Origin of the sequence: Dyadobacter sp. CY356, from assembly GCF_021440195.1 — a bacterium.
Taxonomy (GTDB): domain Bacteria; phylum Bacteroidota; class Bacteroidia; order Cytophagales; family Spirosomataceae; genus Dyadobacter.
Genome location: NZ_JAJTSZ010000001.1, coordinates 146592 through 166749 on the forward strand (window position 1 = coordinate 146592; position 20158 = coordinate 166749).

Annotated in this window: 15 protein-coding genes; 11 read left to right on the forward strand and 4 right to left on the reverse strand. The window is 41.3% G+C overall.

The genetic code is table 11. The annotated features are described in order from the left end of the window. The first annotated feature begins 20 nt into the window (after positions 1–20). The 7 genes from LXL81_RS00625 (at position 21) to LXL81_RS00655 (ending at position 12674) form a co-directional block, all read left to right on the forward strand. Entirely contained in the window at positions 21–2186 is a 2166-nt protein-coding gene (locus tag LXL81_RS00625; protein ID WP_409013828.1) for a PQQ-binding-like beta-propeller repeat protein, read from the forward strand. 23 nt (positions 2187–2209) lie between these two features. Then, positions 2210–3574 (forward strand): enolase C-terminal domain-like protein, encoded by a 1365-nt coding sequence (locus tag LXL81_RS00630; RefSeq protein ID WP_234644771.1) that lies wholly within the window; start codon positions 2210–2212, stop codon positions 3572–3574. Positions 3575–3761: 187 nt separating this feature from the next. Continuing rightward, entirely contained in the window at positions 3762–4343 is a 582-nt protein-coding gene (locus tag LXL81_RS00635) for an RNA polymerase sigma factor (RefSeq protein ID WP_234644772.1), read from the forward strand. A gap of 108 nt (positions 4344–4451) precedes the next feature. Next, entirely contained in the window at positions 4452–5459 is a 1008-nt protein-coding gene (locus LXL81_RS00640; RefSeq protein WP_234644773.1) for a FecR family protein, read from the forward strand. Positions 5460–5505: 46 nt separating this feature from the next. Further along, the gene (locus tag LXL81_RS00645) at positions 5506–8895 is read left to right on the forward strand and encodes a TonB-dependent receptor (RefSeq protein WP_234644774.1); all 3390 of its coding nucleotides are present in this window, start codon (positions 5506–5508) and stop codon (positions 8893–8895) included. A gap of 51 nt (positions 8896–8946) precedes the next feature. Beyond that, positions 8947–10470 carry a RagB/SusD family nutrient uptake outer membrane protein gene (locus LXL81_RS00650; RefSeq protein WP_234644775.1) on the forward strand — a complete coding sequence of 508 codons (1524 nt, stop codon included), beginning with the start codon at positions 8947–8949 and terminating at the stop codon, positions 10468–10470. Between the two features lie 161 nt (positions 10471–10631). Then, positions 10632–12674 carry a hypothetical protein gene (locus LXL81_RS00655; protein ID WP_234644776.1) on the forward strand — a complete coding sequence of 681 codons (2043 nt, stop codon included), beginning with the start codon at positions 10632–10634 and terminating at the stop codon, positions 12672–12674. 4 nt (positions 12675–12678) lie between these two features. Here the strand turns inward: LXL81_RS00655 and LXL81_RS00660 are convergent, their stop codons facing one another. Beyond that, positions 12679–12864, reverse strand: a complete 186-nt coding sequence (locus LXL81_RS00660; protein WP_234644777.1) for a hypothetical protein — start codon at positions 12862–12864, stop codon at positions 12679–12681. A gap of 133 nt (positions 12865–12997) precedes the next feature. Here LXL81_RS00660 and LXL81_RS00665 point away from each other — a divergent pair, with 133 nt between their 5' ends. The 3 genes from LXL81_RS00665 to LXL81_RS00675 all read left to right on the forward strand — a co-directional run bounded on the left by LXL81_RS00665 (position 12998) and on the right by LXL81_RS00675 (position 14690). Further along, positions 12998–13225 carry a hypothetical protein gene (locus LXL81_RS00665; RefSeq protein WP_234644778.1) on the forward strand — a complete coding sequence of 76 codons (228 nt, stop codon included), beginning with the start codon at positions 12998–13000 and terminating at the stop codon, positions 13223–13225. A gap of 73 nt (positions 13226–13298) precedes the next feature. Next, positions 13299–13859 (forward strand): HD domain-containing protein, encoded by a 561-nt coding sequence (locus tag LXL81_RS00670; protein ID WP_234644779.1) that lies wholly within the window; start codon positions 13299–13301, stop codon positions 13857–13859. A 621-nt stretch (positions 13860–14480) separates the two neighbouring features. Then, positions 14481–14690, forward strand: a complete 210-nt coding sequence (locus tag LXL81_RS00675; RefSeq protein WP_234644780.1) for a hypothetical protein — start codon at positions 14481–14483, stop codon at positions 14688–14690. A gap of 48 nt (positions 14691–14738) precedes the next feature. Here LXL81_RS00675 and LXL81_RS00680 read toward each other — a convergent pair whose 3' ends face one another. Then, a complete protein-coding gene (locus LXL81_RS00680; RefSeq protein ID WP_234644781.1) occupies positions 14739–16694 on the reverse strand; it encodes a M12 family metallo-peptidase in 1956 nt (651 codons plus the stop codon). Between the two features lie 694 nt (positions 16695–17388). Beyond that, positions 17389–17796: a hypothetical protein gene (locus tag LXL81_RS00685; protein WP_234644782.1), complete on the reverse strand. Its 408-nt coding sequence runs from the start codon at positions 17794–17796 to the stop codon at positions 17389–17391. A gap of 245 nt (positions 17797–18041) precedes the next feature. On the opposite strand from LXL81_RS00685, the gene LXL81_RS00690 reads away from it, so the two are divergent. Beyond that, on the forward strand, positions 18042–18458 hold the full coding sequence (locus LXL81_RS00690) for an SRPBCC family protein (protein WP_234644783.1): 417 nt from the start codon (positions 18042–18044) through the stop codon (positions 18456–18458). A gap of 55 nt (positions 18459–18513) precedes the next feature. Here the strand turns inward: LXL81_RS00690 and LXL81_RS00695 are convergent, their stop codons facing one another. Next, positions 18514–20124, reverse strand: coding sequence for a M81 family metallopeptidase (locus LXL81_RS00695; protein ID WP_234644784.1), 1611 nt, complete (start codon positions 20122–20124; stop codon positions 18514–18516). Between the last annotated feature and the right edge of the window lie 34 nt (positions 20125–20158).

Sequence of the window (20158 nt, forward strand, 5' to 3'; positions counted from 1 at the left end):
AAATTTTATCTATCAGGCAAATGCGCAGGATTTTACTAATCGGCCAGCTTTTGTTAAGCATTGCGATGTTTAGCGCACGCGAAAAGGAAAAGTATTCCGGTCCGGGTACCGACTGGCCAACCTATGGTGGAAATAAGGCCGGAAACAGATATTCGCCATTGGACCAGATAAATACCGGGAATGTAAAGGATCTGCAAGTGGCCTGGATGTACGACGCTTCCGAAAAACCTGATCCTGATAATCCGGGCAGGTCGCGTAACAGAGCAATTCAGTGTCAGCCGATTGTGGTTCATGGGGTTTTATACGGGACAACCCCGGAATTAAAATTATTCGCGTTGAAAGCCGGCACAGGCGAACAGCTCTGGAAATTCGAACCTTCGAAAAATGATAGACTAAATTCCAACCGCGGCGTGGTGTATTGGGAGGATGGGATGGATAAGCGTATATTGTATACAGTTGGTTCTGGCCTGTATGCGGTTAACGCACAAAACGGTGAAATTATTAAAAGTTTTGGTGTCAAAGGGAAGGTCGATATTCATGAAGGATTGCAGACCAAAATGGATCATGATGTCAGCGTTTTGTCTGTCAATGCCACCAGTCCGGGTATCGTTTTTAAAAATACATTTATCCTCGGTTCAGCGGTTTCTGAATCCGGCGACGCGGCTCCCGGGCATATTCGTGCTTTTGATGTGATTACTGGAAAACTGAAATGGGTTTTTCATACCATCCCGCAACCGGGCGAATTTGGCTATGATACCTGGCCAAAAGACGCGTACAAAAAGATCGGTGCGGCCAACAACTGGAGTGGTATGAGCCTTGATGAAAAACGGGGAATTGTATATTTTGGAACAGGTTCGCCTGCTTCTGATTTTTATGGTGGCGATAGAAAAGGTACCAATCTTTTTGCCAACTGTATCATGGCTCTGGACGCGCAAACCGGTAAAATGAAGTGGTATTACCAAACAATCCATCACGATCTGTGGGATCGGGATCATCCAAGCCCGCCAAATTTAACTACCATAAACCATAAAGGGAAAAAAGTAGATGTACTTGTTCAGTCAACAAAAGACGGTTTGGTATATGTATTGGACAGAGAAAAAGGAACTTCCATTTTCCCCGTGGAAGAGCGGCCCGTTCCCACAAAAGGACTGACGGGAGAACATCCTTTTCCAACCCAGAGATATCCCGTTAAACCACTTCCATTATCGCGGCAGGTTTACACCGAAAATGATATAACCGACCTTTCGCCGGAAGCGCATGCTTATGTAAAAGAGCGCTATTTGAAAATAAAGACAGATAACAAATTCGCTCCGCCCAGTACTTCGGGTACTTTACTTTTTGGTTACAGCGGTGGTGCAGAATGGGGAGGAAATGCTGTGGATCCGGATGGTATTTTTTATCAAAATGCAAATGAAGAACCATGGGAGCTGATCATGATGGATGCTGCTCAGAAAAAGACAGATATTCCAAGAACGGCCGGAAATGCTTTATACATGACAAATTGTTCGGCTTGTCACGGCCAGGACCGGAAAGGAAGCGGAAACGAATTGCCGTCACTTATTGACATTGGTAAAAAACTGAATACGGCATCAATCAAAAATATTCTGAAAACCGGAAGCGGAAGAATGCCTTCTTTTTCTCATTTGTCTGACAAAGAGCAGGATGCAATTATTTCTTTTTTATTAAATTCAGAAAAAGACCAGAAGGAAGTTGTAAATAAAGTGGCAAAAACTCCGGTTAAAAAAGGCGGGTTTCCTTATACGCCGGCTTACGTCAGCAAAACCTGGCAAAAATTCACAGATCAGGATGGATATCCTGGTATAAAACCGCCGTGGGGAACGCTGAATGCCATCGACTTAAATACGGGGGAATATCTTTGGCGCGTACCTCTGGGAGAATATCCGGAGCTGGCAAAAAAAGGAGTTCCAACAACCGGAACAGACAGTTATGGCGGGCCGTTGGCAACAGCCGGCGGACTTGTTTTTATCGCCGGAACAAAGGATGAGAAGATCAGGGCCTTTGATAAGAAAACCGGAAAAGTAGTCTGGGAATACCAGCTTCCGGCCGGTGGTTTTGCTACGCCGATCAGTTACGAAATTGATGGAAAACAATTTATAGTCATTGCCGCCGGTGGAGGTCGTGGACAAAAAATTGGAGGAAATTATATTGCTTTGGCTTTGAAATAATAAACCTATAATCCTTTAAAGAGATGTTTAGATCAGAAAAAAATAGTGATGACAGCCGCCGTAAAGCGCTGAAATTATTAGCTGCCGGTTCAACAGCCGGCCTGTTTTCATTGTTTGAAAGTCCGGCTGCACGTGCTGAAAAATATGAGACACCAGCTTATGCAAAAGCAATGGCACCGGTAACAATAAAAAGTGTAAGAGCAATTACTACGGCACCGGGAGGCTCCAATCTGGTTATCGTAAAAGTGGAAACTTCCGAGCCTGGTTTGTATGGTTTAGGCTGTGCCACCTTTACACAGAGAGCGCTGGTGGTAATACCTGCGATCAATGTTTACCTTAATGAATTTTGCGTGGGAAAGGATGTTGACAACATTGAAGATATGTGGCAATCGACTTACGTAAGTTCTTACTGGCGGAATGGCCCAGTGCTTAATAACGCGCTTTCCGGCCTTGATCAGGCATTGTGGGACATAAAAGGAAAACGCGCCAAAATGCCGGTTCACCAGCTTTTGGGTGGAAAAGCGCGCATTGCTGTCGAAACTTATACACATGCGAGCGGCCCGACGCCGGAAGCGGTTGCTGATAAAGTGCAGCAGTATATGTCCGAAGGTTTCCGTCATATCCGGATTCAGCAAGGCGGTTACGGCGGGGTAGGGGCGATAGACGAAATTAAACCGGATTTCAAAACAGCCGGTTTCGGCCGTTCAACAGACGATTTCAGTGATCAGCGTACTTACCTGAAACGCGTACCAAAAATGTTTGATATTGTAAGAAAAAGATGTGGTGAGGATATCGAATTGTTACATGATATGCACGAGTTGGTAGAGCCCATGGATGCCATCAATATGATCAAAGGTCTGGAAGAATACCGTCCTTATTTTGTTGAAGATCCGTTTTCTCCTGAAAATATGGGCTGGTTCAGGCAGCTTCGCCAAAGCACTACGGTACCGATCGCGATGGGGGAATTGTTTAACAACATCAACGAATTCCGCGAACCGATGGCGCATCAGTTGTTTGATTATATCCGCTGCCACGTTTCTCAGCTAGGCGGAATTACACCGGCTATGAAAGTGGCGCGTTTGGGCGAATGGTTTAATGTAAAAACGGCCTGGCACGGTCCGGGAGATACTTCTCCGGTTGGCCATGCTGCCAATAATAATATTGATATCGCGATCTGGAACTTCGGAATTCAGGAATCTCAGAAGTTTAGCGAAAAGGTGCAGGAAGTTTTTCCGGGCTGCCCGACAATTAAGAATGGGTACTATTATGTCAATGAAACACCCGGACTTGGTATTGATATAAACGAAAAAGAAGCAGCAAAATATCCGATTAGCTCTAAATCCAGGTGGACAGTCAGGAAAAGTGACGGAACTTTGTTGAAACCTTAATTTAAAAATATCCGGTTATGATGAATGCCGGGGATCATTGTTCAATGTTGTCATTAATTTCAAATTTTATTGAAATTGTTAAAAAAATTATTCAAAAAACACCGTTGTTAATCGTTTATTAAGATTTTCTTAAGGCCGTCAATCTATGTTTGCCAGCGTTAATTATTAACCCTTTTGGCAAAATCATATGAATGACGCAGACTTGTGGAGAAGCTTTCGAAGTGGAGATGATCACGCTTTTTCCCTGTTGTATCAGTCTTACATCGAAGTATTGTACAAATATGGACATAAGCTTACTGTCGATTCTGAGTTGGTAGAAGATGCCATCCAGGATATGTTTATCGAACTTTGGAATAGTCGTCAGCGGCTGTCAGATACTGATTCTGTCAAATTTTATTTGTTTCGTGTCCTTCGAAGAAAAATTACGCAAAACCCGTTAGCCAGAAAAACTACGGATTGTGGTGTTGAAGTTATGGATCAAAAGTTCTTTTCAGGTTCTGCGGAGAATCAGCTAATTGCTGCCGAAAGTGAAAACACCAGAAAAAAAATGCTGGGCAGAGCTCTGCTGAAATTACCACCACGCCAGCAGGAGGTTGTTAATCTACGTTTTTTCAATGAATTCAATCACCAGCAAATTGCTGATATCATGAATATTTCTATCCAGTCGGTGCATAATACCCTTCAAAAATCCATGAAGGGTTTGCGCGAAATACTTTCCGATTACACCGAAATTATTTTAGTCATTACGCTGATTTGTTTATGTAAATGAGAACCGCTTTTGATATAATTTAAATATTTCAAAAAAAAATTTAATTCTTGGGGTAATCTGTTTCAAAATCTCCCATTTGATGGATGGATAAGAGAATCAAGATTTTCTATGAATTATTTGTTATTTGAACCGGAGGATTTTGCGCTGGATGAATTTTTCTGCCGGTGGGTCCTGGAACCCACGCCGGAATCTGAAATTTTCTGGCGTGACTGGTTGAATGATTTCCCCGGCAAGAATAAGGAAATAGAAATTGCAAGACAGTTAGTTTTGGTAGCAACTTGCGACGACGAGATTTCTCCCTCACAATTAACTATCGACAAAATCTGGGAAGGAATTCAAAATGGAAAGCAAACCAAAGTCAAAGATTTTCAGAATATCCGGTTCTGGATGAAACTGGCTGCTGCTATCACCATTTTATGCCTGGCCTTTGCCGGATATTTTTACAAACGTGTTCAAAACCATACTTACCGCACTGCATTCGGTGAATCCAGAAGATTGTCATTACCCGACGGTTCGCTGGTAACACTTAACGCTAATTCCAGATTGCGCATCTCAAACCGCTGGGGCATGGCCAAAGAGCGGGAAGTCTGGATAGAAGGTGAAGCTTTTTTTAGTGTGAATAAATTGAAAAGAAGTGGCGTTCCAGTAAAATTTGTCGTACACACGCCTGATCTCGATGTTGAAGTAAAAGGTACCGAATTCAATGTCAATACCAGAAAAAACCAGACTCAGGTGGTATTGAGTGAAGGTAGTATCAATCTTCATTTGTGGGGCATCGAAAAGAAAAATGAAATCCGTATGAAGCCCGGTGATCTGGTAGATTTTTCCCAAAACAATAAAAAACTTTTAGTCCGGCATTTGAAAGATGCTTCACCGGTTTTCTCCTGGAAAAATAACCGATGGACTTTAAATGATACGTCCCTGGAAGAAATATCTTCACTGATCAGAGAAACGTATGGCGTAACCGTTACCATTGAGGAGGATTCTCTGCGACGCAAAAAAATTTGCGGAATAGTCCCTACCGACAATATGGATGATTTGCTCAGCTCGCTTGAAAGTATTTTACCCATAACAATTCTGCACTATGAAAACCAATTAATCATCAGGACGCGATAGTACTAAACTAAATCAAAAATTTTCACTAAAACCTTAATTGAATCCCATGAAAAAAATTAGTCTACTCATAATGGGACTGACCTGTTTTTGTCATTCCATTGCTGATGCCCAGATATTTGCCCGCGGACAGGTGCCTCAAAAACCGCCTGTTTCTCAAACGACTTACAGAAGTCTGGATCAGGTTTTGAAAGATCTGGAAAAGAAGCATTCGATTTATTTCATGTATCAAAATGAAAAAATCAAATCGATGCAGGTTCAGTATCCTTTGAAAGCGGGAGAAGATGTGGATGCCACGCTCGACCGGGTCTTGAAAGCCAATGGACTGGAATATAAAAAACACGGAAAAATTTACGCAATCTTTCCAAAAGATGCTGATTCGAATGCTATTAAGGAATTGAAACAGTCGATGAAACATACGCAGGTGCCCGGAAATGAGCCGGAATCCGGTTCAACTGAAAATCAGCCTTCGGACCAGGCTTCAGAAAACAAATTAATCGGAATAAAAGGTAAAGTTACTGACGAGAAAAACGTCGGTCTGCCGGGCGTTAGTATCGTTATCAAGGGTACACAAACCGGAACAACGACAGATGCCGGCGGTGAATATCAGCTTGACATACCGGATGCCCAGGCATCCAGCGCTGTTTTGATTTTCAGTTTTGTCGGATATGAAAGTCAGGAAGTGGTCGTTGGCAGCAAAACTTCTGTCGATGTGAACCTAAAAGTGAGCGAACGCGGTCTGGATGAGATCGTTGTGGTAGGTTATGGGGAACAACGCAAAAGTGAAGTAACCGGCGCGACGAGTACTGTTTCTGCCAAAGAAATTGCTAAACGTCCGCTTTCAAGATTGGAACAGGCATTGCAGGGAACAACGGCCGGTGTGATGGTCGTGAGCCAGAACGGTCAGCCGGGACAAGGACTTCGTGTGAAAATCCGTGGAGCCAATTCGATCACAGGAAGCAATGAGCCACTTTATGTTATTGACGGAAATATTGGTTCAGGTTCCGATGTGAATGTCAATGATGTTGAATCGATCGAAATTTTGAAAGATGCGGCTTCCACGGCTATTTATGGTTCGAGAGGTTCTAATGGCGTTGTAATGATCACGACAAAGTCCGGGAAATCAGGAAAAATGCAGATCAATCTGGAATCGTGGGTTCAGCAGGCATCCATTCCAAGAAAACTTAAATTGATGAATGCCTATGATTTTGCCCGTTCAGTAAATGCTCAATTTGTTTCGACCGGAAGTACAGCGGCATTTAATGAAACGCAACTTCAGGCTTTTAAACAAAATGGCGGTACCGATTGGCAGGACGAATTACACACAAAACCTTTTGTCAAAAATTATCAGCTGGATGTATCCGGCGGTTCAGATGCGGTCAGATATCGTTTTTCTTTGGGATATCTTGATCAGCCCGGTGTGATTTTGAATCAATCTTACAAAAGGGCCTCTTTCCGGTCTAATATTGATGCGCGGGTTAATGACAGGATGAATATAAAATTTATTGTAGCAGCGACAATTCCTCAAAATCATAATAACAGTTACGGCGGTGGTTTGGGTGATCCTTTCAATCAGGCGGTGGAGTGGGACCCGACATCGCCCATCCGTGACCCGGTTACCGGAAATTATATTTCCCATTCATCTTATGCTTCGATTCAGTTCAATCCGATAGCGCAGGCCAATAACCAAAGGGTTGACAACACGAGCACCAATGTTTCAGGAACGGGAACATTTACGTATAGAATTTTAAACGATCTGACTTTTACTTCCACCAATGTCTACTCTCTTGGTTCAGGTTTTGGCCAGCAGGTTTTCGGGCCGGGAACGGGCGCTTATGACTCCAAATCGGATTATGCACAGGTGAATGCGAACAGATCTCACAGTTTTCTGAGCAGTAACTTTCTGACGTACAAAAAGAAATTCGGCGATCACTCACTTACTGTGACCGGTTTGTATGAAGTAATGTCGGGACAAAATACTGAAGTCCAGGCTTTGGCAAAAAACCTGTCAACTTATGCCCTGGGTTATTACAATTTAAGTCTGGGTGGAACACAGCAAACTTCTTCAACTTATTCAGCTGACGTTTTGCGGTCTTACATGGGGCGTGTTAATTATTCCTTCAAAGAAAAATATTTCGTAACGGCCAGTATCCGTACCGATGGCTCATCTCACCTGACAGATAAATACAGCTCCTTCCCATCTGTTGGTGTAAGCTGGAATATTGCTAATGAGGATTTTTTGAAAGATTCAAGAATTGTTAGTAATCTGAAAGTGAGAGCTTCTTATGGACAAACCGGAAACCAGGCAGTGGCGGCATATTCAACCATTCCGGTAATTTCTACGGGTGGATCTCAGCCTTCTTATTACTTCGACGGAAGTACGCCAAGCGTGGCAACACCACTCGGTTCGCCGGTTTCTCCTTCATTAAAATGGGAAGTAAAAACATCATATGATGTTGGTATCGATGCGGCATTCCTGAACGGCAGACTGACTTTTACGGCAGATGCTTACAAGAATACGATCAACGATCTTTTGTATAATTATCAGGCTCCGTTTTATCTGGGTGGTGGTACTTACAGCCGTAACATCGGCAGCGTTTCCAACAAAGGTCTGGAATTTGCTTTGGGTGGCACGCCGGTGGTAACTGAAAATCTGCGTTGGAATACCAATTTCACAATCGCTTTCAACCGCAACAAAGTGCTTGACCTTGGCGGACTTGATAACGTAATTACCGGCGGAGTTACTAACCAGGGAATTTTGAAGGTGGGTATGCCGCTGGGCGAATTTTACGGGTTCGATTTTCAGGGAACATGGAAATCAAATGAAGCCGCGCAGGCCGCAGAATTTGGTATGAAACCAGGCGATGCAAAATACAGGGATGTGAATGGGGATAAAGCATATACATCCGCGGATTATGTGCCGATTGGAAATGGTACGCCAAAATACAGTTTCGGATTTATTAACGACGTTTCTTACAAAGCTTTCACTTTAAGTTTCATGTTCCAGGGAACGCAGGGAAACCAGAAATTCTCCCAGACACAAGCTTATTTGTGGGGTGGACTGGGTGACATGAAAAACGCAACAACAGTGGAAGCTGTTCCTGAAAATCTATGGTCGCCGGAGCATGAAACCAACAATCCGGCCTGGAGCAACACCGGGAAAAACTATAATTTGAGCAGTCGTTATGTATATAACGCAAGTTATATCAAACTGAAAAACGTAGCACTTTCCTACCGCATTCCAACAGATTTGCTTAGCAAAATCAGAGTGAGAAGTCTGGAAGTATATGTCAGCGGACAAAATCTTTTCATGATCACGCCTTACAAAGGTTATGATCCGGAAGTTGAAAACGGAAACGATGCCATTTCGCAGGGACAGGAATTCGGGGTTATTCCAAATCCAAGAACTTACACCGTTGGCGTTCGGCTGGGACTATAATTCAAACCTTGCGGTAAACCAATTATTCTAAATTTTATTAAAGAATATAAAATGAAGACAACATATTCCATATTGACAGTGGTCCTTTCCATGATGATTTTCGCCGGGTGCCAGTCGCTCACCGAAGATCCGAAAGGCACTTTAACACCAGTCACTTATTTCAAAACGCAAAGTGATCTGGATGCCTCGGTTACTGCTATGTATATCCGGCTGGCCAGAGATGGTGGCTGGGGCTTTACAAGCAAAGAAACGTCGTATTTTGGTTCAGATGATTACACCACAGATCCGGGTTTGAACAAACAGGATATGCGTGATTTTGACAAACTGGCGGGCGGTAGTACCAACCAAAGTATGGTTTCGCAATGGCAGGGTCCATGGGAAACGATTTATCAGGCCAACAACGTCATCGCTAATTATGATAAAGTAACGTCAACAGCTGAATTGAAAAATGCTTCTGCCGGACAGGCTTATTTTCTAAGAGGCCTTTGTTATTATTATCTGGTAAGAACTTTCGGGCCTGTACCTGTTATTTTAGGAACAATAGACGTAAATGACCGTCCGCCGAGAGATGAAGTCGATAAGGTTTATGCTGCGGTTGTGAGTGATCTGCAAATGGCGAAAACGCTTTTAGGTACCCAACTGGAACAGGGAAAGCCAAATAAATATGCTGCAAGTTCACTTCTGGCTGATGTATACCTGACGATGGCCGGCTGGCCGCTTAATAAAGTCGAGAATTATGCGCTGGCTGCTTCCGAAGCCAAATCTGTGATTGATGCCAATGTCTACAATTTGAATACGCCTTATGACAAGGTTTTTTCAACAAACAACAGTTCCGAATCTATCTTTGCCTTGCAATATAACATCGGCGGAGGGCTTCCAAACCGTCGTTTTGGATCAAGTAATATTCCTTTGGACGAAGTGGCAGTGGATGGTTCCAGTGGATGGGATGATGTCTATCCTGAAATTGCTTTTTTCGAAAATGCACCAAAATGTACCCGTACGGATCTGACTTTTTACACTACGTTGAAGTTAAGACAGGAAGATAAAACCACATTCAAACTGGTTCCCTGGAGTTCGGCAGAAACACATGCGCAACATCCGTATTATAAAAAATTCAGAGCGGGTTTGAATGGTGACGGGGTTCGGGAAACGGATACGCAGCTGCTATCCATACAGCCAAGTACCAACAAGGCAACGGATATTATTCGTTATCCTCTTGTTTTGCTATGTTATGCAGAGGCATCCGCCATGGCATCGGCGCCCACAGCGGATAGTTATTCCGCAATCAATCTTGTGCGGAAACGGGCAGGTTTGCCGGATCTTGCAACGGGACTTTCCCAAACGGCGTTTCGGGATGCCGTAGTTTATGAGCGTGCCTATGAATTTGCCGGGGAATTTGGCGTGAGATGGTTTGATATTGTGAGGCTGCAAATGCTGCCTAAAATTATAGCCGCCAGAAATCCGGTTGAAAACCCAATTCCAACAGGTACAAATATCAGCCAGAAATACATAGCGCCCATTCCGTATACCGAAATGGTAAGGAATCCGGAATGGCAGCAGAATCCGGGATACTAAACTGTAAACCGGCATTTTAACAGATCAATAGTTTAATCGTGCGCAGGCATGGTTAAACTTTTTTCTGTTGATGATGAGCTTTTGGCAATTAGATATTAGGTTTTACATTGGAAATCTGGCTTGAATGAGAATTTTTTTCGTTGATACGGTTAATTTCAATCATGAGTAAAAAGCAAGTTTTGACAGGAAAACCGGCCATGAAGCCTGATCGGATCATCGCCTTTCGGGTGATTAGTATTCTGTTTCCTTTTTTGCTGTTATTTCTTGTTGAAATTGTTTTGCGCACTTTTCATTACGGTAATGACCTGAGTTTATTTATTGAATATCCGCAGGACAAAAGTTACCTTTTCCTTAATCCTGACGCATCAAAACGATATTTTTCGAATCAGAAAAATGCAACGACCGGAAACGTCGAACCATTTAAAAAAAAGAAGGAAGCAGGCACTTTAAGATTTTTTGTACTTGGAGAATCTACTACGATCGGTTATCCTTATTTCCATAATGGCTCTTTTCACCGCTGGCTTCAATACCGCCTGACGCATTCCTATCCGGATCAAAAGTTTGAAATCGTTAACATTTCCCTCACTGCCGTTAATTCCTACACCGTTGCAGGTTTTGCGAAGGAAGTAATCAATTATGAACCTGATGCTGTTTTGATCTATACCGGGCATAATGAATATTACGGTGCATTGGGAATAGGTTCAACAGAAAATATTGGTGGAAATCGTTTTTTGATAAAGTTGATACTCAAACTTCGGGACATTAAGATTGTTCAGCTGATCAGCAGTGTGTACGATAAAATTATCAACGCCGGCGGGAGCAATAACCGGGATTCAGATGGTACGCGTATGCAACGTATGGTATCGGAACAAAAAATCCCTTATCAGTCTGATTTGTATAAAAGAGGCGTTGAACAATTTCATGATAATATCGATGAAACGCTGGAAACGTTTAATGATAATCATATACCGGTCTTGATCAGCAACCTTGTATGTAATGAAAAAGATCTGAAACCATTCATAAGTTTCCCGGTTGACAGTGCCAGGTTTCCCGGTTTTTCCCTCAATTATAAACGTGGACTAAAAGCAATTAGTGACAAGGCCTACGGTTCAGCTTACAACTTTCTAAAAGCTGCTGATAAAAGTTACTCTGAAAATGCAGCTTGTAATTATTATCTGGGAAAACTGTCCTATGCTGCCAAAAACTTCAATATAGCAAAACAATATTTTTCCAAAGCAAAAGATCTGGACGGTCTTCGTTTCAGGGCACCTGAGGAATTAAATTGCATTTTGAAAAAACTGATATCAAAATATCCCAACACACATCTGGTAGATACTAAAAGTTTTTTTGAAGCACATTCGGCAAATAAAATTATTGGAGACGAATTAATTCTGGAACATGTTCATCCGGATTTATTGGGTTATGCACTGATGTCGGACGTTTTTTTTAATGAAATTGAAAAACAAAAAATCATCAGAACTACTGGTAAGATAATGAGGTTTGATGTATTGTTAAAGGAAATGCCGATCACCAAAATTGATTCTTTGACAGGTATCTACAAAGTTGCAAATCTTAAAAACAGCTGGCCTTTTACGGGTAAAATGCGTTCTGATTCTTTCAAAATAAGGTCATTTGAGGAGAAATTGGCATATGAACTGGCGAACCGGAAAATTTCCTGGCTGGATGTTATGGACCGTTCCTACAATTATTATGTTGAAAATCATGATTTGATAAATGCCAGAAAAACAGTTGAAACACTAATTCTGGAATATCCCGCAGACGGACAGTACTATCTAAAATCGGCTATGTTAAGTGGGGAAATGAAGGATGAAAAAAGTGCGGTTTTTAATTTAAAAAAAGCTTTCAGTATTACACCGTCTTTCGAAATAGCGCGATATCTTTTTGTCATTTTCCTTAAACTTGACAAACCCGCCGAAGCAATTCCATACCTGGATTATGCGATTGCAAACAACACTTCCCGTTTTGATCTTATTCCTGTTAAAAATTCCGTGGTTAAAATTACAGAACTGGAAAAAGCTTTTTCTCAAGATTCTACGAATAAATCTGCTCCGTTACAGATTGCTGATTTGTATTACAAAATGCAAAACAAGGAAGGTGCAGAGAAATATGCGCAGAAAGTTCTGACTCTTGATCCGGGAAATATGGATGCCAAAGTGATTATTTCGGAATTAGCGAAACGGTAATCCCTCATTTATGATTGGTATCTGATGACAGGATTTGCTGACGAATAGCTTCATAAGCTTTTATTCGTCTTAATGCATTTTGTAAAACAATCCCCTCAAAACGATCCGGATCTGGTTCATTATTGAACTGAATATCGATCCGGTTTGGCAGTATTTGGTATTCTTCGCATGTAATAAATTGTGTTCTCATAGTATCTTTTTTGATTTTATAATCTGCATTGTTTGTATCGATTTTTTGCTCAATTCAATTTTAAACAGGTTGCATCTATTCAAACCTGGATTGATTTTTGTTAATTTCTGTTATCATTAAAAACACAGAGATTATGGAAAATACAAATTTGCCCTCCGATCATGTTTCTATTCTTTTTACAGACCAATCCGGAATTAGTCACGAAGGAATTTACAATTCTGCTATCCATGCATTTGTAGAAAAAATTGGTGATGAAGGGCCGGAAGATAGTGGTATCACATATGCTGCGGAAGAAATCCGGGCGTGGGAATATCTGGATGACCAGATAAGTTCTGATCCTGATATTATTGATATTTTGTAAAACAGGTTCGTTCCGGTATCCTTCGAATGAAATACCGGGGCTGAAATGATCAATTAATTAAAAGGAGATTTGAATGGAATTATCAGATAAGCAGTGGGAGCTATTTGATTTCGTGAAGGAGCAGCATGGTGAGCAAAAGCGTAAATACACCGGTGAACCTTACTGGACGCATCTTATGTCTGTCGCCAACATTGTGAGTGATTACGCTACCAACCATTTTGAAGTTGAAATCGCTTTATGCCATGATTTATTCGAAGATACACCTTGCCCCCCGGATTTGTTAAATCAACATTTGATCAACCTTGGCTATGACAAATCGGGCCGGGACACCATACTTAGAGGTGTGAATGATCTTACAGATAAATTTACAAAAGAAGCGTATCCCAAATTTAACCGCAAACTAAGAAAGGGTTTTGAGGCGCAGAGATTATGGAAAATAAAACCTTATTGTCAAACCGTAAAGTATGCGGATATTATTGATAATACCATTTCAATTGTAGAAAATGATGCGGGTTTCGCCAGGGTTTACCTGAGAGAAATTGATTCTTTTATATGGAAAATCAATGCCGGAAATAAGGATTTGTATGCCCGGTGCTGCAACCAGTTTAGTGATGCAGTACGCAAATTGTTATAATCAGGAAGATAGCCTGATAAAAGGAAGGTCCTGGCTTAATTCTTTGTGACTCGCTGTATACATATTTGCATTTTGCCATTAAATAAGTTAATTATTTTATACTTATAAATTCAGATTATATTTACCAATAACGTTGAGTAGTAGTTTTTAAAAGGGCTTCGGGATTTTCGAAGTCCTTTTTTTGCTTTATGCAATCCGGCCGGATGGGTTGTCAGGGTAAACATCTAATTATTCGATACGACAATTGGATAAGTTTTTGTAAAAAGAATTTTGGGTCTTCTGAGGTTCTTTTTTGCATAAATTTATTAAAACAGCAAGGTTTTATGCGAGTTACGATTAGCTACATTTAAAAACAGACAAGTCCGGCAGTTTTTTCTCTTTTAATTATTCTATTGGTTACAAATGTTTTACTTTTGCCAAAACTTACAAATTGTGAGTTAGGTAGAAATAATACTTCAAGAACTTCGGAGCTTTCGGAGTTCTTTTTTGTTTTCTGATTCTTCACATTTTTGATGGCATATGCATTTAGAATGAAGGGCTGAGACTGGTTCCGGATTTTATTAAAGACCCGGATTGTTTAAAAATGTCGTAACTTAAAAAGGAAAACAAAAATTGTGCGTTATGAAAGTGAAGATCGTATCAAAGGAGGACCTGCCTGAACCTGGTTCAATATTAAAATTTAGAATAAAAAATACTACGCAATGGCGCCTTGGCCGCAGAGATGCGGAAGGGAGCGATTTCATCGAAGAGCCACGAGGCATCATATACAGATATTCCTGGAACCAGATCGACGAATATATGTTATGGACAATTCCGGAAGTTGAAATTTAAATGTATTTAGCCGGATTAATAAGGAGGCTGCCGGTCTCCTTTTTACTTTTATTGTAACAAAATTCTTTTTACTTCTGCTTTTTCATTTGATCCGGCATTTGGCATTACATATAAATAATAGGTTCCGCGGGGCAGACTGCTAACATCCACTTGCGTTTTGCTGTTCGACACGTTTGCGGTCATTGTCTTGTTGTTCAATATAGTGCGCACCACATCTGATCTCTCGTTATATAAAATAATTTGTTTTGGCTGCACCTCTTTATTAGAATTACTGCTATAATCCAGATTAATTACATCTCTTGCGGGATTTGGGTATACACTTAGTCCTGATTGCGTGCATTGCCAGCTGAAAGAAATTTTGTTGCTCATCGGGGTGGTTCCACAGGCATTTTTTACCGTAGCCTGTATAAAATGAGTTGTTCCACAATTTCCGCTGTTGATATCTTCTTCATTTCTGATACCGGTCAGTGCCAGATTTCCATCCAGATACCAGTTGTAAGTTGCATAAGGCACTTCCGTCAAAATGGCTGTGATTACACCATCAGCATTTGGCGTGTTTGCAGCAAACGAGATAACCGGAATACCTACATAAACCTCTTTGGTGACTGTGATCGGTGTACTACATACGTCGATGACAGCGGTTATCGTAACAAGGCCATTTTCGGTTCCAATTCTTTTGGCAACGCCTGTCGCAGGATTGATGGATAATAAAGTAGAATTACTACTTGACCAGGCAACCGAGGTGCCAAATAAGTTCGCTCTGAATGTTGTGGTGGTACAAACAGATGAATCGCCAAGAATTTCAAAATTATAATCCGAAGTAAGCAGACTGCCTTCGTTACCGGCTATCCAGGCGTTAATTTCTGATTTGGAAAATTCTGAGAACATCGGTGCGTCGTCAAGGCTGCTGCACATTAATGACGGTGCTTTTTCGCTGCAACCGGAAGCTGCGTCAGTGGGGTGCGAAGCGTTGAAATTATGACCGATTTCGTGTGCAATGGTAAGATATTCATTGGTAGTGCCGTAAGTCAAAGAGTAAGCCATGGAAGGTGTTTTGCCAATTACACCTTTGTTTGCGATACCAAGCGTGAATCCTTCAAGGAATTTGGAAGTGAACAAATGTGCCACATCTCTTTTCACATCTGTGTGATTCTTATTCCAGTAACTTGTAAACTCGGTAAGAAGTTTGGCCGGATTTGTAGAAGTGTAAGGATCGTTTGCCGTTGCATACACATGCTGGTAAGTAACCAGGATTTTGATATTAAAAGTGCTCAGGTAAATTCCGGCCACAATGTTCATATCGTTTAAAATACGTGCATTCGTGTTATCCTTGTTGTTTTTGTAAAATTCAAAATCTGCATCCGTAGCCACTTCCAGAATTCTGCATTGTGTTGAAACTGTCGCCGCTTCTCTTGCACTGCTCTGGGCTTTCGAAACAATCTGGCTCACAGATTCTTCAATTCCACATCCGGGAGCTGTTGACTTTACGTCTTTTGTATTATACACAACGTACCGATTGTCCGGCAGATTTGATCTCGTGATCGTTGACAAAGGCTCAATGGCGTAAAATCCATTTTTTCCGTCGCTTATGATCCCTTTGATCTGGTCGTTATCTATATAAAGACGAACAAACTGGTTTGGGTCGTTGTTTGCGTAACCTGAATAAGTGTTGATGGTTGTCGTTGAAGAGTCTGCTACTTCGCCATTGTCTGTGGTAATAGAAGCCTTATAACCAGCGCTTCTGATCTCATTTTGCTGAATGGTCAGATCCAGTGTCAGATTAGTTGATACGGCTAACTGAAATTTTTTCGCCTGCAATGGATTTCTTTTTACAAAACTGTTCAGTGAAGCGGATTCTAAATTTACTACGTTTAAAGATTTGGCAAAACCGTCCAGTGTCAATGTTTCTTTTTGAGATAGTCTGGCAGGCGAAGAAATAGGTGTGATGGTCTGTGCTTGTACTGTTTGGAACAGCACAATGAACATAATGAAAAGATTTTTCATGATCGTGAGATAAAGCTTATAAACTGATAGGGAATGAATGCGTAATCCTTAAATTATAACGAATGGTCGTTGGGTTTTTTGAGCCTTTAAATGCCTGAAACTAAGTTCTTCTACAAAGGGATATCGGAATCGATGTTTTGGGGTGTTTTCTGTTGCTCGAATCTAAGTACTACAACAAAATTTGATTTGCAATAGATTTTTGTAACTTTTTTCTATAAAGTATATACAATTCTACCAGCTTGTAGAATTTCTTATTTTGTTGATTACAAGCATTTTATGGTGATAACGTCAAGACAGCGGTCGAAGTTATGATTAAGATATGACCAAATTTTTGGATGAATTATAAAAGATGTTTTATATAAAAATACCGATGAATTTATATGCTTATAGCTTGAACTATTATTAATAATTTTGGTTAATTTAAGATCTTCAAAATTTAATTTTTAAGGCTTAAAAAACGTCCGGTTTTTGGGTATTCTTGCTGTACAATTACTACTAATTAAACGCGAACATTATAGTATATACGTTTGAGTACTAATGCTACTTTCATTTTTTCAATTTGTAATAACAATCTTACTTCCGGAATCGAAAATTGCTTGTGTAATTAACCTGGCTCAAAAAAGTAAAGTAATATCCAATTATCAGGTCATCTGAAACCAGATATTACTTATAGCAAAAGAAAAATGAGTAGGGACTATTTAATAATTTGGTACGAGGTGATTTCAAAAGGATTGGCAATGATATCTTCCAGCGTAATGTCTGGATAGGTTACTACATAACCGCTGACTTTCAGGATTAATCCGTTTTTTTTGGCTTCTTTTGGGAAATTGCAGGCACCGAGATAACCGGTGAAAATCTTTTTGAGACCACTGGCCCGGAGTATAAACATGCTGTCGCCAACTTGTTTTACCTCTGTTGTGTAACTGGTGAGCGTACTGTCAACAGTGCTTCCGGTTCGCCAGTTACAGGTAAGTCTGCTATCGATGGCCGGGCCATCCGGCTCTCCTTTTTGGCCGTTGGGAAGCGTACTTCCTTTTTCACAAGCCACAGAACTTAGCATTAATGCCAAAATTATGGCAGGATAATATTTAACGAATTTCATAACGTTGAGTGTAAGGTAACATTTGTATGTGAAATTAGAGGAAATAAACGCAGTATACAAGAACTAAATCACAGATTGTTTGAAATCTATAGGCGCTTCCGGTTTGGTCAAAATAACATTCGACCAAATAGTTATCAGACATTTATGAAAACAGAGTGCACAAAAAATTAAGCGATCTGTTTTTGATTAAATAAATAAAATGTGCAGTTTAGGTTAATCAAAATACACAGCTAAATAATATTGAAATGGCATTTGAAACAATAACCGTCGAAGCTACAATAGAAGCTCCTATTGAAAAAGTCTGGGAAACCTGGACCAAACCTGAGCATATCATACATTGGAACAATGCATCTGACGACTGGTTTACGCCCAAAGCAGAAAATGATCTGCGTCCGGGTGGAAAGTTTTCTTCACGAATGGAAGCCAGAGACGGCAGTTTTGGATTTGACTTTGAAGGGGTATATGATGAGGTAACGGATCACAAACTGATTTCTTACACGCTCGGTGATGAGAGAAAAGTTAAAATAGAATTTGAAGAAAAGGGAGATCAGACATTGGTTACAGAAACTTTCAATGCAGAAAATCAGAATCCTGTTGAGATGCAAAAGGCGGGCTGGCAGGCGATACTGAACAATTTTAAGAAGTATACAGAAGGATTATAAATCCGGGCATTGTTTATAAAGGAGCTGCTACATTAAAATAGCAGCTCCTTTGTAGTTATTTTTCGGAAGAAGGAACCAGTTTTGCTCTCAAATCAGGATCTTTCATGTCTTTGTCCAAAGGATACATCGGGTGCTGGATTCTCTTATAACCAAGTCTTTTTAAATCCTGGTCAACACCACCCGGTGTCAGTGCCAGCAGCCAGTCAGCGCGCATATTGTAAAGTTCAGGTTCAAGATACCCGATCTTGACAACAACAATGTCCGATTTGCGCGGATTCAGTCCAAGTCTGGTAAAATCTGCTTCTTTGTGATACGGTTTACGTTTTTTGGTAACAATCACATGCACACTTCCCACCTTTATCACGACTTCGGTCTCAGCATTTAAATCGCCATGCTCAATAGATTCAACCGTTCCCACGAGCCTTACCGGAGGAGCAAAACGGGCATCAACAGCCGCACCGGCCAGGGCATCAATTTTTCCACCTACACCAGCTTTCACAGCGGCCTCAATAACGGCAGGCCCCGGAATTGAGGCATAGATAAGCGAAGGTCCGTTTTCTGATTTGAACTCTGGACGTTTCAGGATTTCGGTTAGTGTCCACGTTACATCACCGGCCCCACCCGCGGTAGGATTATCGCCTGAATCACTGATAAAAAACGGGTGTTTCTGACTTTTTACAGCTTTGTTAAGTGCTTCATCCAACGTGGCAGTAGGTGCCACGAAATCAAACTGAGAACGTACATTCCAAAAATTTCCTGCAAGCTGCTCTGCGGTTTTTGTCACTTTGTCCTTGTCATCGCCCGTCACCATCACAACCGCATGGTTACGAGGCTCATCCGCCCATGCATATCCGATCCAGATTGCCGCATCAATGATCCCTGGTTGCAAAGAAGCTGGTGAAACTGCCGCATATAAAGTTTTTCCCGGCTCAATCCGCGTGCTGGTTTGCTCTCCCGGCAATAATATCGGGATTGGAATCCAGGCCTTGTAAGCAGGTTTTCCTTTGCCACTTTCCAGGCGGGACAGCATATTGGCAACTGCACGCCTCTTGGTCGCCATCGCATCTTCATGAGGGGCCATCCGGTAGCAGGTGATCAGGTCGGTGTTTTGTGCCAGACGCCAGGAAACATTTCCGTGCAAATCCATTGAGGTTGAAATGAAAGGTTTTTTGCCAACCACTTCGCGGATCCGGATCAGAAAATCACCTTCCGGATCGTCCATGCCCACCACGCTCATAGCGCCATGAATGTCATAGAAAATGGCATCATATGGAAGATTTTTTCTAAGCAGATCAAGTGATTGTTTTACCATCGACTCATACGCTTCTTTTGTAACCGTGCCACCCGGTAAAGAACGGCCCATGAATGCAGGAAGCCAGTTGGCACTTTTACGAAGTACAGAATCAGGCGAGAAAAAAGGATACGATGTAAAAATCTGATCGCCACGTTTTGGATGAAAGGCCTCTTCATTCGTACGTGCAGGAGAAAAAGTACTGGATTCAATGGCCAAACCAACAATACCTATACGGGGAAGTGGTTTTTGCTGTGCGTCAGAAGCTGATTTTTCTTCAACAACAAATCTTTCAACCTCCTTTGCGGCGACCGGAAGAATGGTTTGAGAAAAGGTTAAATAAATAGAAGTGAGAAGCAAAAAGGTTTGTTTCATATATAAAATTTGGTTCAGGGGATATTTTAAAATA